A 14,356-nucleotide genomic window follows, 5' to 3' on the forward strand; every position below is an offset into this window, starting at 1 on the left:
GGCACGGCGTAACCCCGAGCCAGACAGCAACGGATCGATACCATGCCCTTGAGCCAGACCGAACTCGACAGCGCCCTCGCCTATGCCGATGCGCATATCAATGACAGCCTCGGCCGCCTCAAGGACCTGGTCCGCATCAAGTCGATTTCGACCGACGCCGCCTACAAGGCCGAATGCCAGCGCGCCGCCGACTGGCTGGTTGCCGACCTTGCCTCGGAGGGCTTCTCCGCCTCCGCCCGGCCGACGCCCGGCCACCCCGTGGTCGTAGCGCATGCCCCCAAGGTCGCGGGGCCGAAGGCGGTGTTCTACGCCCATTACGACGTGCAGCCGGTCGACCCGCTGAACCTGTGGTCGACCGATCCGTTCGAGCTGACCGAGATCGCCCAGCCCGACGGCGACGTGCACCTGGTGGGCCGCGGCACCTCCGACGACAAGGGCCAGTTGCTGACCTTCGTCGAGGCCTGCCGGGCGCTGCGCGCCACCACCGGACGGCTACCGATCAACATCACGCTCTGCCTCGAGGGCGAGGAAGAATCCGGCGGCAAGAACCTGCCGCCCTTCCTCGCTTCGGCGAAGGAGGAACTGGCGGCCGACGTGGCGCTGGTGTGCGACACCGATCTGCTCGACCCGCAGACGCCCTCGATCACCACCATGCTGCGCGGCCTCGTCGGCGAGGAGGTGATCATCACCGCCGCCAACAAGGATTTGCATTCGGGCATGTACGGCAACGCCGCGCGCAACCCCAACCAGGTGCTGGCCGACATCATCGCCAGCCTCAGGCGCCCCGACGGGTCGGTGGCGATCGACGGCTTCTACGACGACGTGAAGGAGGTCGACGCCACCACCATGGCGAGCTGGCAGAGCCTCAGCTTCGACGGCGCCGCCTTCCTCGCCGATGTCGGGCTGTCGATCCCCGCCGGCGAGCAGAACCGTTCGGTGCTGGAGCAGACCTGGTCGCGCCCCACCTGCGAGATCAACGGCATGACCGGCGGCTACACCGGCGACGGCTTCAAGACGGTGATCCCGGCCAAGGCCAGCGCCAAGATTTCGTTCCGCCTGGTGGCCGACATGGACCCCGGCAAGGTGCGCGCGGCGTTCCGCGCCCATGTCCGCGCCCGCATCCCCGCCGACTGCTCGGTGGAGTTCCACGAGCATGGCGGCAGCCCGGCGATGTCGGTGCCCACCACCGGCAAGTTCCTGCAGCAGGCCCGCGCCGCCCTCGCCGAGGAATGGGGCAGGCAGGCGGCGCTGCGCGCTTCGGGCGGCTCGATTCCGGTGGCCGGCGACTTCAAGCGCATCCTCGGGCTCGATACGCTGCTGATCGGCTACGCCAATGCCGATGACCGCATCCACTCGCCCAACGAGAAATACAACCTCAAGAGCTTCCACAAGGGCATCCGCTCCTGGATCCGCATCCTCGCCGCCTTCGCGGCCTGACCAGGGCGTCTTGGCGGACGCAATCCAGCGCCTGGGGCCCCCACCCTCGGTCCCTCCCCGCAAGGGGGAGGGAGGCGATGGAGCCGCTGGCATAGTATTTCAGTCGGGCTCCCCTCCCCCTCGCGGGGAGGGCTGGAGGTGGGGGCCACGCGCCCACCGGCGTCTATCCGGCCGCGAAATGCCCTATCGTCCAAAGTACAAAACAAAAGGCCCGCACAGCGGGCCTTTTTCGACGTCACAACAGGCGGAAACCTCAGCCCTGGCGGGCCTTGTAGCGCTTGTCGACCTTGTTGATGATGTAGACGCGGCCGCGCCGGCGCACCAGCTTGTTGGCGCGGTGACGCCCCATCAAGGCCTTGAGTGAATTGCGGACTTTCATCGGGCAACCTCGGGACAAAACAAAAAGAGGCGCCGCGCGCCCTTTGGAGTGGGCAGACGGATAGAGGCAAAACCCGCCTCTGTCAACGCCGCCGACGCCCTTGGCGGGCGATTCTGCGACCGCTCGATATTGTGGCTATCCGCTTAACGCGGCCGCAATGCCGACGGGCTATTCTGGGCGCCATGTTCAACCCCTCGCCCGACTTTCGCGCCCTCGTTGCCGACCGCTCGCTGCACATGGCCGGCCTGGTCGCCGAGATGCTGCGATCCCTGCGGATTCGGCAGGTCGACACGGTTCACGACTGCCCCGCGGCCGCCTCCGCCTTCGCCACCCATCTCTACCGCCTGGCGCTGATCGACGCCGAGCTTGCCGCCGAGGGCGATTTCGCAGGCATCCGCGCCCTCCGGCAGGCGGATCAGCAGCGCAACCGCGATGTGCCGATCATCGCCATGGCGGCGGCGCCATCGGCTGCCCTGATCGCGGCAGCGCGCGACGCCGGTGTCAGCGAATTCCTGCGCAAGCCGTTCTCGGTGCAGCACATCGCGCTGCGCCTCGCCGCATTCGAGGCGGCCCCGCGCCCGTTTGTCGCCGCCCAGGGCTATGCCGGTCCCGACCGCCGCCGCCGCACCGTCAGCGGCGCTCCCGGCCGGCGCGCCGCCGACGGCGGCAGCCAGCCGAGCTAGGCCCGCTCGGCCGCCGCTTCCATGCCCGGCATGTGGTCGATCTCCTGCCAGCGATGGCAGGCGACCAGCCGGCCGTCGCCGGCGCTCTCGAGCGGCGGCCGCTTTTCGGCGCAGAGCCCGATGGCGTAGCGGCAGCGGGTGCGGAAGGTGCAGCCGGAGGGCGGATTGATCGGCGACGGAATCTCGCCGGTCAGCGCGTCGATGTTGCGCTGCCGCGCCCGCTTCGGATCGGCGATCGGCACCGCCGTCAGCAGCGCCTTGGTGTAGGGATGCTTGGGATCGTCGTAGAGCTGGTCGCCCGGCGCCAGTTCCACCATGCGGCCGAGATAGAGCACCAGGATGCGGTCGGAGACGTGCCGCACCACCGACAGGTTGTGCGAGATGAAGATCAGCGTGAGCCCGAACTGCGCCTTGAGCTCGCTCAGGAGGTTGAGGATCTGCGCCTGGATCGACACGTCGAGCGCCGACACCGGCTCGTCGCAGACGATCAGCTTGGGCTCGGTGATCAGCGCCCGCGCGATGCCGATGCGCTGCGCCTGCCCGCCGGAAAATTCGTGCGGATAGCGGTTGATCATTTCGGGCTGCAGGCCCACCGCCTCCATCATCTTCATCACCCGCTCGCGGCGCTGCTGCGCGTTGAGCTCGGGCAGCAGCGTCTTCAGCGGATCGGCGACGATCTCGCCCACCGTCATGCGCGGATTGAGCGACGCCTGCGGGTCCTGGAAGATGATCTGCAGGTCGCGCCGCTTCCGGCGCATCGACTCGGCGTCGAGCGCCATCAGGTCCTTGCCCAGCCACAGCACTCGGCCTTCGTCCGGCCGCAGCAATTGCAGGATGCAGCGGCCGAGCGTCGACTTGCCGCAGCCGCTTTCGCCGACAATGCCCAGCGTTTCGCCCTGCTGGATGGAAAAGGAAATATCCTGCAACGCCTTGAGCTTCAGGCGCGGCTTGAACATGCCCCCGGCGATCGAGAAGGTCTTGGACAGGTTCTCGATGCGCAGCAGCTCGGTGCCGGTGTCGATACTCACGCCGCGCTCTCCTCTGCAACCAGCGCCCGGGCGTAGTGGCACGCCTTCCTGCGACTGCCCTCGCCGAATTCGAGCAATTGCGGCACCTCGCTGAAACAGCGTTCGAACCGGAAGGCGCAGCGCGGATGGAAGGCGCAACCGCGCGGCAGGTGCTCAAGGTTCGGCGGCGAACCGCTGATCGAATTGAGCCGCTCGGTCTTCTCCTCGACGTTCGGCGTCGAGTTGAGCAGGCCGAGCGTATAGGGATGCCGCGGATCGTAGAACAGCTCGTCGACCGCGCCGGTCTCCACCGCGCGGCCCGCATACATCACCAGCATGCGGTCGGCGAGGCCGGCGACCACGCCCAGATCGTGCGTGATGATGATCAGCGCCGTGCCGAACTCCGCCGTCAGCGACTTGAACAGCTCGAGCATCTGCGCCTGCACGGTCACGTCGAGCGCCGTCGTCGGCTCGTCGGCGATCAGGAGCTTCGGCCGGCACAGCAGCGCCATGGCGATCATGATGCGCTGCCGCATGCCGCCGGAACATTCGTGCGGGAAGCGGGTGAAGATGTTGCGCGCGTCGGGCAGCTTGACCGCGTCGAGCATGCGGATGGCCTCGGCCTGCGCCGCGGCCCGCGTCATGGACTTGTGCAGCACCAGCACTTCGACCAGCTGCTCGCCCACCCGGATGTAGGGATTGAGCGAGGTCATGGGGTCCTGGAAGATCATGGCGATCTTTTCGGCCCGCACCTTGTTGAGCTTGGCCTCGGGCAGGCCGAGGATCTCCTGGCCTTCGAACAGCACGCTGCCCGATGAAAAGCCGTTCTGGGCCAGCAGCCCGATCAGCGAGAACGCCGTCTGCGTCTTGCCCGAACCGCTCTCGCCGACGATCGCCAGCGTCTCGCCCTGCTCCAGCGCGAAGCTGACCTTGTTGACCACCTGAACGTCGCGGCCGGGCATGTGGAACCCGATCGACAGATCCTTGACTTCGAGCAGCGGCATCAGCGGTCCTTCGGGTCGAGCGCGTCGCGCAGCCCGTCCCCGGCAAAGAAGAAACTGAACAGGATGACGACGAAGAAGGCGAGCGGGAAGCCGATCTGCCACAGCTCGCCATACTGCATCGTCTGCGCGCCCTCCGAGATCAGCGCGCCGAGCGACGTGTTGGGCTCCTGGATGCCGAGGCCGAGGAACGAGATGAAGCTTTCGAGCAGGATGATCTCGGGGATCAGCAGCGTCGCATAGACCACGACGATGCCCAGCAGGTTCGGCACGATGTGGCGGAACACCACGGCGAGCGGCTTGACGCCGGTGGCGATCGCCGCCTCGACGAATTCGCGGTTCTTGAGCGTCAGCGTCTGCCCGCGCACCACGCGCGCCATGCCGAGCCAGGAGATGAGCCCGATGCCCATGAACAGCACGACGAAGGAGCGGCCGAAGATGATCAGCATCAAAATGAGGATGAACAGGAACGGGATCGAGTAGATGATGTCGACGAACCGCATCATGGCGCTGTCGAGCCGCCCGCCGAAATAGCCGGCAACGGCGCCGTAGAGCGTGCCGACGACCACCGCCACCGCGGCGCCGAGGATGCCGACCGCCAGCGAGATCTGCGTGCCCTGGATGACGCGCGAGAACAGGTCGCGCCCGACTTCGTCGGCGCCGAAGAAGTGGCCGGTCTCGATCGAGGGCTGCCCCTTCTCGGCGACCATGCCGATGATGCTCCAGTCGATCTTTTCGATCGACCAGGCGGCGAACAACGGGCCGATGAAGGTGAACAGCACCACGGCGATCAGCACGATGACGCTGACCACCGCCGCCTTGTTGCGCATGAAGCGCACGCCGGCGTCCTGCCAGAGCGAGCGGCCCTTGATCAGCGCCGCCGGCCCGACTTCCGGTTCGGCGCTTGGAGTTTCGACGCGTGTTTCAGCCAGCATTCTTGTTGGCTCCTAGTAGCGGATCTTGGGGTCGATCCATGCGTAGAGCACGTCGACCACCAGATTGCCGGCGATGGTGAGGGCACCGAGCAGCACGGTAACGCCCAGGATCGTCGAATAGTCGCGGTTGAGCGCGCTGTTGACGAACCACTGGCCGATGCCGCCGGTGGAGAAGTACAGATCGACCACCACCGAGCCGGTGATCATGCCGACGAACACCGGCCCCAGATACGACACCACCGGCAGCAGCGCCGGCTTCAGCGCATGCTTGATCACCACCTTGTAGCCCGGCAGGCCCTTGGCCCGCGCCGTGCGGATGAAATTGGAGTGCAGCACTTCGAGCATCGACGAGCGCGTGATGCGCGCGATGTTGGCGAGGTAGGTCGCCGACAGCGCGATCACCGGCATGATGACGTAGGGCCATTTGCCGTCGTTCCAGCCGCCGCCCGGCAGCCAGTGTAGCCACAGCGTGAAGATCAGCACCAGGATCGGCGCCAGCACGAAATTCGGCACCACCTGCGCGCCGATGGTGACGCCGACGGCGAGATAGTCTGCCCAGCTGTTCTGCTTCACGGCGGCGATCACGCCCATGCTGATGCCGACCACCGCAGACACGATGAAGGCCCAGAAGCCGTAGGTCAGCGTGACCGGGAAGCCCTGCGCGATGATGTCGTTGACCGACCGGTCCTTGTACTTGAAGGACGGCCCGAAATCGAAATGCGCCACGATGTTCCAGACGTACTCGACCAGTTGCTGCCACTCCGGCTTGTCGAGGCCGTAACGCGCATAGATGTTGGCGAGGACGTCGCGCGGCAGGTTCTTTTCGCCGGTGAACGGATTGCCCGGCGCCATCTTCATCAAGAAGAAGGACAATACGATCAGCACCAGCAGCGTGGGGATCGCTATGGCCAACCGCTTGAGGATGAAAAGCAGCATATAAGGGTGTTCCGGTTCGGCGCGGCATGACCGCAATGGCTGAAGCCCCGCGCAATCATGCGCGGGGCTTCGATCTCAGACGCTCGGCTCAGCCGGCAGTCTTGTAGAGGTCCTTGCCGTACCAGACCTGCTCGACGTTGTCGTAGGGCCAGCCCTTCACGTCCGTCTTCTGCAGGAACACCTTGGTGTAGAAGTAGATCGGGATGATCGGAATGTCCTTGGCCACCTGCTGTTCGATCTGCAGGTACTGCTGGTTCGGATCTGCCGAGGTCGACGACTCCTTCAGCCACTTGTCGACATCCGGGTTGGAATAGCCCGAATTGTTCTGCGACGAGGTCGAGTCCATCAGGCCCTCGAAGGTCGACGCTTCGTTGTAGTCGCCGCACCAGGCGTCACGCGACACTTCGAAATCGCGCTGGTGGCGCTTGTCGAGCAGGGTGGCGAACTCCATGTCCTGCAGCGTCATGTTGATGCCCAGCTTCTCCTTGAGCATCTGCGACACCACGGTGGCGATCTTCTTGTGCGCTTCCGAGGTGTTGTAGACATAGGTGAAGCTGACGGGCTTGTCGGGGCCGTAGCCGGCGTCGGCGAGCAGTTGCTTGGCCTTGGCGTCGCGATCGGCCTGGCTCATCTTGGCCATCTCGACGTCGGGCGCCTTGAAGCCGGCGGTGGCCGGCGGCGTGAAGAAGTAGGCCGGGATCTGGCCGCCCTGCAGCACGTTGTTGACGATCACGTCGCGGTCGATCGCCATCGAGATGGCTTCGCGCACGCGCACGTCCTTGAGCGCCTCGACCGGCTGCTTGTCGGTCATGTTGATGTCGAAATAGTAGGTGCAAAGCTGCGGCACCGAATGCGCCTCATCCGGGTACTTCTGCTTCATGCTCGGATACTGGCCGGCAGGAACGTCGGTCTGGTCCACCTCGCCCGACAGGTACCGGGTCACGCCCTGGTTCTCGTCGTTGATGGTGAGGAAGTTGATGGTGTTGAGCACCGTCTTGGCATCGTCCCAGTATTTCGGGTTGCGCTTCAGCGTCACGCGCTCGCCGGGCTTGTTCTCGGCCAGCACATAGGCGCCGTTGCCGACGATGTTCTCGGGCTTGGTCCAGTCATTGCCGAACTTCTCGACCACCGCCTCGGGGACCGGGAACAGCGTCGCGTGCGCCGTGGTGCGCACGAAATACGGCACGGACTTGTTGAGGTCGACTTCCAGCGTCTTGTCGTCGATGGCCTTCACGCCGAGCTGGTCCGGCGGCAGCTTGCCGGCCACGATGTCGTCCGCGTTCTTCACGCCGACGAGGCCGGGAAAATACGAATAGTTGGAGCCGGTCTTGGGATCGACCGCGCGGCGCCAGCTGTAGACGAAATCGCTGGCCTTGACGGGATCGCCGTTCGACCACACCGCATCGCGCAGGTGGAAGGTGAACACGGTGTTGTCGGCATTGACGTCATAGCTCTCGGCGGCGCCGGGAACCGGATTGCCCTTGGCATCTTCGTTGTAGAGGCCCTCGAAGAGGTTGCCGACGACGTAGGAGGTATCGACGTCTTCGACGATATCGGGGTCGAGCGAGTTGATGTTGTCGAGCACGCGGTAGTTGAAGGTCTGGTCCGCGGCGAGCTTGGTGCCGTCGGGCACGCTGGCGGCAAACGCCGGCATCGTCAGGGCGGTCGTGCCCAAAAGGGTCACCGCGACCGCGGCCGCCCCCAGAATGGCTTGAAGTTTCATTGGATTAGCATCTCCTCGTTGACGTTTCCCGACAGCCCCGAATTCATGGCTCGGGGCATCTCTTTTGGGCCTGCGGATTTGACCCGCCGGTCAAGATTGACCGAACCCTATATGGCAAAAGCGTCCACTGACAAGCGAAAGCATGACGTAAGCGTCAATGGCTTGTCCTCGTCACCTAATGCGTTGAACCGCCTACGCAATCGGTAGGACGGCGGGTACGGCGCGAGGCGTCGTCGGAACAATGCCTGCCAAACGGTGGCATGGCGACAATAAGCAGCGCAGCAAAACTCACGCGGCCCGTTCGAGGATGGCCGTCACGCCCTGCCCGCCGGCGGTGCACACCGAGATGAGGGCGCGCTGCTTCATTTCGGTCGCCAGCTCCTTGGCGGCGAGACCAAGAATGCGGGCGCCGGTCGCGGCGAACGGATGGCCGTAGGCCAGGCTCGATCCCTTGGGGTTGAGCCTGCTGCGATCGATCGAGCCCAGCGGCGCGTCGCGGCCGAGCACGGTGCGGCAATAGTCCGGATCTTCCCACGCCTTGAGCGTGCACAGCACCTGCGCGGCGAACGCTTCGTGGATCTCGTAGAGGTCGAAATCCTGCAGCGTCAGCCCGGCGCGCTCCAGCATGCGGCTCACCGCGATGGTGGGGGCCATCAGCAGCCCGTCGCCATGCGCGAAATCATTGGCCGCCACCTGCCCGAAGGTGAGGTAGGCCAGGATCGGCAGCCCACGGGCTTTCGCCCACTCCTCGCTGGCCAGCAGCACCGCCGCGGCGCCGTCGGTGAGCGGCGTCGAATTGGCCGCCGTCAGCGTGCCCTTGCCGGAGCTGCGGTCGAACGCCGGCTTCATCGTCGCCATCTTTTCGAGGCTGGTGTCGGCCCGGATATTGTTGTCCTTGAGCACCCCGGCGAACGGCACCACCAGATCGTCGTGGAAGCCCTCGTCGTAGGCGCGCGACGCATTGAGGTGGCTGGCCAGCGCCAGCTCGTCCTGCGCCTCGCGGCTGATGCCCCATTGCCGCGCCATCAGCTCGCAATGCTCGCCCATGCTGAGCCCGGTGCGCGGCTCCTGCGTCGAGGGCGCCACCGGCGCCAGCTCGCCCATGGTGAAGCCCTTGAACGCCGCCAGCTTCTCCTTGGGGGTGCGGGCGCGGTTGAGCTCGACCAGCCGGTGCTGGAACTTGCTGCCGAACACGATCGGCGAATCCGAGACGGTATCGGTGCCGCAGGCGATGCCGCTGTCGATCTCGCCGATGGCGATCTTGGCGCCGAGGCCGAGCGCCGCCTGCAGGCTGGTGCCGCAGGCGATCTGCAGGCTGGTCCCCGGCGTGCGCGGCGACAAGCCGGCGTCGAGGGCCGCCTCGCGCGCCAGGTTGAAATCGCGGCTGTGCGACAGCACCGCACCGCCCATCGCCTCGCCGACGGCTTCGCCCCTGAGCCCGAACTTGTCGGCGAGGGCGCCCAGCGCCGCGGCCAGCATCGACAGATTGGTTTCCTCGGCATAGCCGGTATAGGCGCGGCAGAACGGAATGCGCGCCGACCCGACGATGGCGATCTTTCTCAACTCCGCCATTTCAGGCTTTCCCTTCCTTGCGCGCTTGCATCGGCCCACCCAGGAACGGCGCGAACCCGGTGCCGAGAATGACGCCGATATCGGCGAGATCGGCATTGGCGACCACGCCCTCGCCGACCACCACTTCGGTGGTGTCGACCAGCGGCTTCACCAGCTCGCGGCCGAGCCCGGCGAGATCGCTGTGCGCCGGCACCGGCCCCTTCTGCGCCTTGCCGTCGACCCATTTGTAGAAGCCCTCGCCGGTCTTGCGGCCGAGCTTCTTCTGCGCCACCAGCGCGGCAAAGCGCGAATTGTCGGGCAGCGACTGGCCGAGCTCGTGCGCGACGCTGGCGCCGACATCGAGCCCGACGGTATCCATCAGCTCGATCGGCCCCATCGGCATGCCGAAGGCGACCGCCGCCGCATCGAGCAGTTCCTTGCTCTCGCCGTTCTCGACGCGCTGCACCGCCCCCATCATGTAGGGCATCAGCACGCGGTTGACGAGAAAGCCCGGCGCCGACTTGACCGGAACGGGACTCTTGCCGATCGCCAGCGCGAAGCTGGCGCCCCGCGCCACATCGGTGTCGACATTGAAGCCGGAGCGGATCACCTCGACCAGCGGCAATTGCGCCACCGGATTGAAGAAGTGCAGTCCGATCAGCCGCGACGGATCGTGCAGGCCTTCGGCGATGCGCTCGAGCTCGATCGAGGAGGTGTTGGTGGCGAGGATGGCGTCGGCCCGCGCCCTGGCTTCGACGTCGGCGAAGATCTTTCGCTTGATCTCGAGGTTCTCGACCACCGCCTCGATGATCACATCGGCCCGCGCGATCCCCTTGCCGGTCGGGTCGGCCTCGAGCCGCGCCACCGCCGAATTGACCGCCGTGCGGTCCTTGAGCCGCTTGCGGAACAGCGACTTGGCGCGCGCCAGCGCCGGCGCAATCCGTTCCATGTCGAGATCCTGCAGCGTCACGCCCAGGCCGCGCAGCGCACACCAAGCGGCGATGTCGCCCCCCATGACGCCGGCGCCGATCACATGCACGCGGGCGAAGCTCGGCTTCTCCTTGCCGCGCAGCCCCTGCTTCTTGAGGCTCTCGCTGAGGAAGAACACGCGCCGCAAATTGCGCGCCGTGTCGGTCGCCATCAGCGGCACGAAGCTGCCCGCCTCGGCATCGACCATGGTGCGCCAATTGTCGCCATGCCGCTCGAACAGATCGATGAGCGCGAACGGCGCAGGATAGTGCTCCTTGCGCACCTTCTTGCCCGTCTCGGCCCGCATCCTGGCGACGATCCGGCTGCGGATGGGACCCCACGCCATGACGCGGTCGATGAACGGCGCCGGTCCCGACCGGCGCTTCTGCTGCACCGCCTTGCGCGCTTCCCAATGCAGCATGTCGCGCTGCCGCACCAGCTTGTCGACGAGACCCATGCGTCGGGCTGCGCTCGCCTTGATCATGCGGCCGGTGAGCATGGCCTGCATGGCCGCGACCGGCCCGGCCTGCCGGATCGACCGGCCGGTACCACCGAAGCCCGGGAAGATGCCGAGATTGACCTCGGGGAAACCGACGCGCGTCTTGTCGTCATTGACCGCGATCCGGTAGTGGCAGGCAAGCGCCAGCTCCAGTCCGCCGCCGAGGCAGAAGCCGTGGATCGCCGCGATCACCGGCGCCTTCATTTTCTCGATCCGGTCCATCACCGCATGCGCGCGCTTCAGCGCCTCGGGCAGGACCGCCGGATCGGACATCTGGTCGAATTCGCTGACGTCGGCGCCGGCGATGAAGCCGCTGTCCTTGCCCGACTGGATGACCAGCCCCACCACCTCGCCGCTGGCGATCAGATCTTCGATCCGCAGCAGCGCCGTTTCGAGCTCGCTGATCGACAGCCGGCTCAGCGTGTTCACCGGCGATTTCGGCGTGTCGATGGTCAGCCAGCCGATGTTCTCGAAATCGACCTCGAAGCGCCAATTGGTCATGGCGGGCATTTGCGGTTGCGGCACGGTGCGATCCTCTTATTCCGCCGCGCGGCCGGTCTCGGCCCGGCGCGTCAGTTGCTTTGCAGCCAGTTCGTCGAACTCGAAATCGTCAACCCGGACGACGCGGTCGGTCGCCTGGTCGGCAAGGCGCAGCACCGCCGCCTCCGATTCGGTCAGCACCTTGGCATCGACGGCGTCGGTGATCGCGTCGCGGTCCAGCCGGCGCTCGACCACGCCCTTCTTCACCGCCTTGACGAACTTTGCCTCGATCTCCTCGGCGCGCGTCACCTTGACCAGCGCATCCTCGAGCACCCCCGTCACGTCCTTGGGATCCATCGACACATAGGTGCCCATGGTCAGCCGGTCGCGGAACGTCCCCGGCCGCATCACGGCGCGGGCGAAGCGGTAGGTCTCGCGGTCCGACGCCGGCCGCTGGTGCCGCCCGAGCGGGAACACCAAGACGCTCATCAGCCAGCCCAGGAAGCGGTTGGGGAAATTGGCGAATACCGCCGCAAAGCCCTGCTCCACGGCGAACAGATGATCCTTGACGATGGCATCGACCAGCGGTGCGTCGTCGCGGATGCGCCCCTCGTCCTCGTAGCGCTTGAGCACCGCCGAGATCAGGTACAGGTCGGACAGGATGTCGGCCATGCGCCCCGAAATGCGCTGCTTGCGCTTGAGGTCGCCGCCGAGGAACGCCACCGTCCAGTCGCCGACCAGCGCGAACGACTGCGAATAGCGGGCGAGCGCCCGGTACCAGCGCGCCATTTCGTGCTGCACCGGCGTCGACGCGAAGCGCCCGCCGCTCAGCGCGTGCAGGAAAGAGCCCGCCATGTTGCGCAGCATGAAGCTGACATGGCCGCAGAACGCCGTGTCGAACGCAGCGGCACCCCGGCGGCGGTCGGTATCCTGCGCCGCGGCGATTTCGGCATAGAGATAGGGATGCGCCCGGAGCGCACCCTGCGCGAAGGTGATCAGCGTGCGGGTGAGGATGTTGGCGCCTTCCACGGTGATCGCCACCGGCGTCGTCATGTAGCCGGCGAACAGATAGTTCGACGGCCCGTCCTGCACCGCCCGGCCGCCATGAATATCGAGCGCGTCGTTCACCCGGTCGCGCATGGCATCGGTAGTGCGGTATTTGAGCAGCGCCGAAACCACCGCCGGCTTCTGCCCTTCATCGACCATCGCCGCGGTGAGGCCGCGCGCCGCCTCGAAGGTGTAGGCCGAGCGCACCAGCCGGCTCAGCGGCTCGGCGACGCCTTCCATGATCCCGACCGGGATGCCGAACTGCCGGCGGATGCGGGCATAGGCCGAGGTGACACGCAGCGCATGCTTGATCGATACCGTGCCGATGGCCGGCAGCGAGATGGCGCGTCCGGTGGAGAGGCATTCCATCAGCATGCGCCAGCCCTGCCCGACATAGTCGAGCCCGCCGATCAGGAACTCCATCGGGATGAAGACATTGCGGCCCTTGATCGGGCCGTTCATGAACGCCGCGCGCGCCGGATAGTGCCGCCGGCCGATCTCGACGCCGGGGAAATCGGCCGGGATCAGCGCCAGGGTGATGCCGCGATTGTCCGTGTCGCCGATCAGATGGTCGGGGTCGTGCAGGTGGAAGGCGAGGCCGATCAGCGTCGCCACCGGCGCCAGCGTGATGTAGCGCTTGTCCCAGCTCACCTTGACGCCGAGCGTCTTCTTGCCCTGGTACATGTCGTAGGTGACGACGCCGACGTCGCGCATGCTCGCCGCATCCGAGCCGGCATACGGCCCGGTGAGGGCGAAGCACGGCACCTCCTGCCCTTTGGCGAGGCGGCGGAGATATTTTTCCTTCTGCTCGGGCGTGCCGTATTTTTCGAGCAGCTCGCCCGGTCCGAGCGAATTGGGCACCATCACGGTGATGCCGGCGGCGACCGAGCGGCTCGCCACCTTGCTCACCACCTGGCTCTGCGCCTGTGCCGAAAAGCCGAGCCCGCCCCATTCCTTGCCGATGAGCATGCCGAGGAAGCCCTGCTCCTTGAGGTAGGCCCACACCTCCGGTGGCAGGTCGGCGCGGTTGTGGCGCACGTCCCAATCGTCGATCATGGCGCAGACGGTATTGACCGGCCCGTCCATGAACGCCTGTTCCTCGGGCGTCAGGGTCGCCTTCTTGATGTTGAGCAGCCTGTCCCAGCGCGGGCGGCCCGAGAACAGCTCGGCGTCCCAGCCGACGGTACCGGCATCGAGCGCTTCCTGCTCGGTGCGCGACACGCGCGGCAGGATCGACTTGACCAGGGTGTAGGCCGGACCGATGACCACGGCGCGCCGGATGGCGCCGATCGACAGCAGGCCGAGCAGCACGGCCGGCAGCAGCGCCAGGATCCAGCCGGCGAGGTCGGTGTAGATGCCGAAGGTTGCCCCGTCGGGGCTCCAGCCGAAGCGGGTGAGCACGCCGACGACCAGGGCGGCGAGCGCCCAGTGCCAGAGTTTCGCCCGCCGCATGGCCAGCGCCAGGGCTGCCACGATTGCGATGACGATGACGACAAGCGCCAGCATGTCCCGTCCTCCGCTCGAACCGCCGCACGATTGGATTCGCGTGTCTGCTCTTAACCCTGCGATCCCATGTGTTCAAACAGCATAACGTTGGATTGACGTATACGTCAACCAACAGCCGTTAACGACACTCCAGGCATTGCCGTTACGTCCAGCCTTTGACGCATAGGTCAACCCATGCTCTAGTTCCCACGGGACGGGCACAG

At 66.3% G+C, this 14,356-nt stretch carries 11 protein-coding genes; 2 read left to right on the plus strand and 9 right to left on the minus strand.

Annotated elements, in window-relative coordinates:
- Nucleotides 1-42 precede the first annotated feature (42 nt).
- Entirely contained in the window at nt 43-1,437 is a 1,395-nt protein-coding gene (locus tag BGO82_RS13755) for a M20/M25/M40 family metallo-hydrolase (RefSeq protein WP_291306175.1), read from the plus strand.
- 253 nt (nt 1,438-1,690) lie between these two features.
- Here the strand turns inward: BGO82_RS13755 and ykgO are convergent, their stop codons facing one another.
- Entirely contained in the window at nt 1,691-1,816 is a 126-nt protein-coding gene (gene ykgO, locus BGO82_RS13760; protein WP_291306176.1) for a type B 50S ribosomal protein L36, read from the minus strand.
- Between the two features lie 182 nt (nt 1,817-1,998).
- On the opposite strand from ykgO, the gene BGO82_RS13765 reads away from it, so the two are divergent.
- The gene (locus BGO82_RS13765) at nt 1,999-2,499 is read left to right on the plus strand and encodes a response regulator (protein WP_291306177.1); all 501 of its coding nucleotides are present in this window, start codon (nt 1,999-2,001) and stop codon (nt 2,497-2,499) included.
- Here BGO82_RS13765 and BGO82_RS13770 read toward each other — a convergent pair.
- From BGO82_RS13770 to BGO82_RS13805, 8 genes are all read right to left on the minus strand, one after another.
- A complete protein-coding gene (locus BGO82_RS13770) occupies nt 2,496-3,527 on the minus strand; it encodes a dipeptide ABC transporter ATP-binding protein (protein ID WP_291306178.1) in 1,032 nt (343 codons plus the stop codon). The genes BGO82_RS13765 and BGO82_RS13770 overlap by 4 nt on opposite strands.
- Nucleotides 3,524-4,510, minus strand: coding sequence for an oligopeptide/dipeptide ABC transporter ATP-binding protein (locus BGO82_RS13775; protein ID WP_291306179.1), 987 nt, complete (start codon nt 4,508-4,510; stop codon nt 3,524-3,526). Before BGO82_RS13775 ends, BGO82_RS13770 begins: the two co-directional genes overlap by 4 nt.
- The gene (locus tag BGO82_RS13780) at nt 4,510-5,442 is read right to left on the minus strand and encodes an ABC transporter permease subunit (protein ID WP_291306180.1); all 933 of its coding nucleotides are present in this window, start codon (nt 5,440-5,442) and stop codon (nt 4,510-4,512) included. Before BGO82_RS13780 ends, BGO82_RS13775 begins: the two co-directional genes overlap by 1 nt.
- Before the next feature lie 12 nt (nt 5,443-5,454).
- A complete protein-coding gene (gene oppB, locus BGO82_RS13785) occupies nt 5,455-6,378 on the minus strand; it encodes an oligopeptide ABC transporter permease OppB (protein ID WP_291306181.1) in 924 nt (307 codons plus the stop codon).
- An 88-nt stretch (nt 6,379-6,466) separates the two neighbouring features.
- Nucleotides 6,467-8,101 carry a peptide ABC transporter substrate-binding protein gene (locus BGO82_RS13790; RefSeq protein WP_291306182.1) on the minus strand — a complete coding sequence of 545 codons (1,635 nt, stop codon included), beginning with the start codon at nt 8,099-8,101 and terminating at the stop codon, nt 6,467-6,469.
- Nucleotides 8,102-8,389: 288 nt separating this feature from the next.
- Nucleotides 8,390-9,673, minus strand: a complete 1,284-nt coding sequence (locus BGO82_RS13795; protein ID WP_291306183.1) for an acetyl-CoA C-acetyltransferase — start codon at nt 9,671-9,673, stop codon at nt 8,390-8,392.
- 1 nt (nt 9,674) lies between these two features.
- The gene (locus BGO82_RS13800) at nt 9,675-11,645 is read right to left on the minus strand and encodes a 3-hydroxyacyl-CoA dehydrogenase NAD-binding domain-containing protein (RefSeq protein ID WP_291306184.1); all 1,971 of its coding nucleotides are present in this window, start codon (nt 11,643-11,645) and stop codon (nt 9,675-9,677) included.
- Between the two features lie 12 nt (nt 11,646-11,657).
- Nucleotides 11,658-14,153 carry an acyl-CoA dehydrogenase gene (locus tag BGO82_RS13805; protein WP_291306185.1) on the minus strand — a complete coding sequence of 832 codons (2,496 nt, stop codon included), beginning with the start codon at nt 14,151-14,153 and terminating at the stop codon, nt 11,658-11,660.
- Nucleotides 14,154-14,356 lie beyond the last annotated feature (203 nt).

The sequence above is a fragment of the Devosia sp. 67-54 genome, assembly GCF_001899075.1.
In the GTDB taxonomy this organism is placed as follows: domain Bacteria; phylum Pseudomonadota; class Alphaproteobacteria; order Rhizobiales; family Devosiaceae; genus Devosia_A.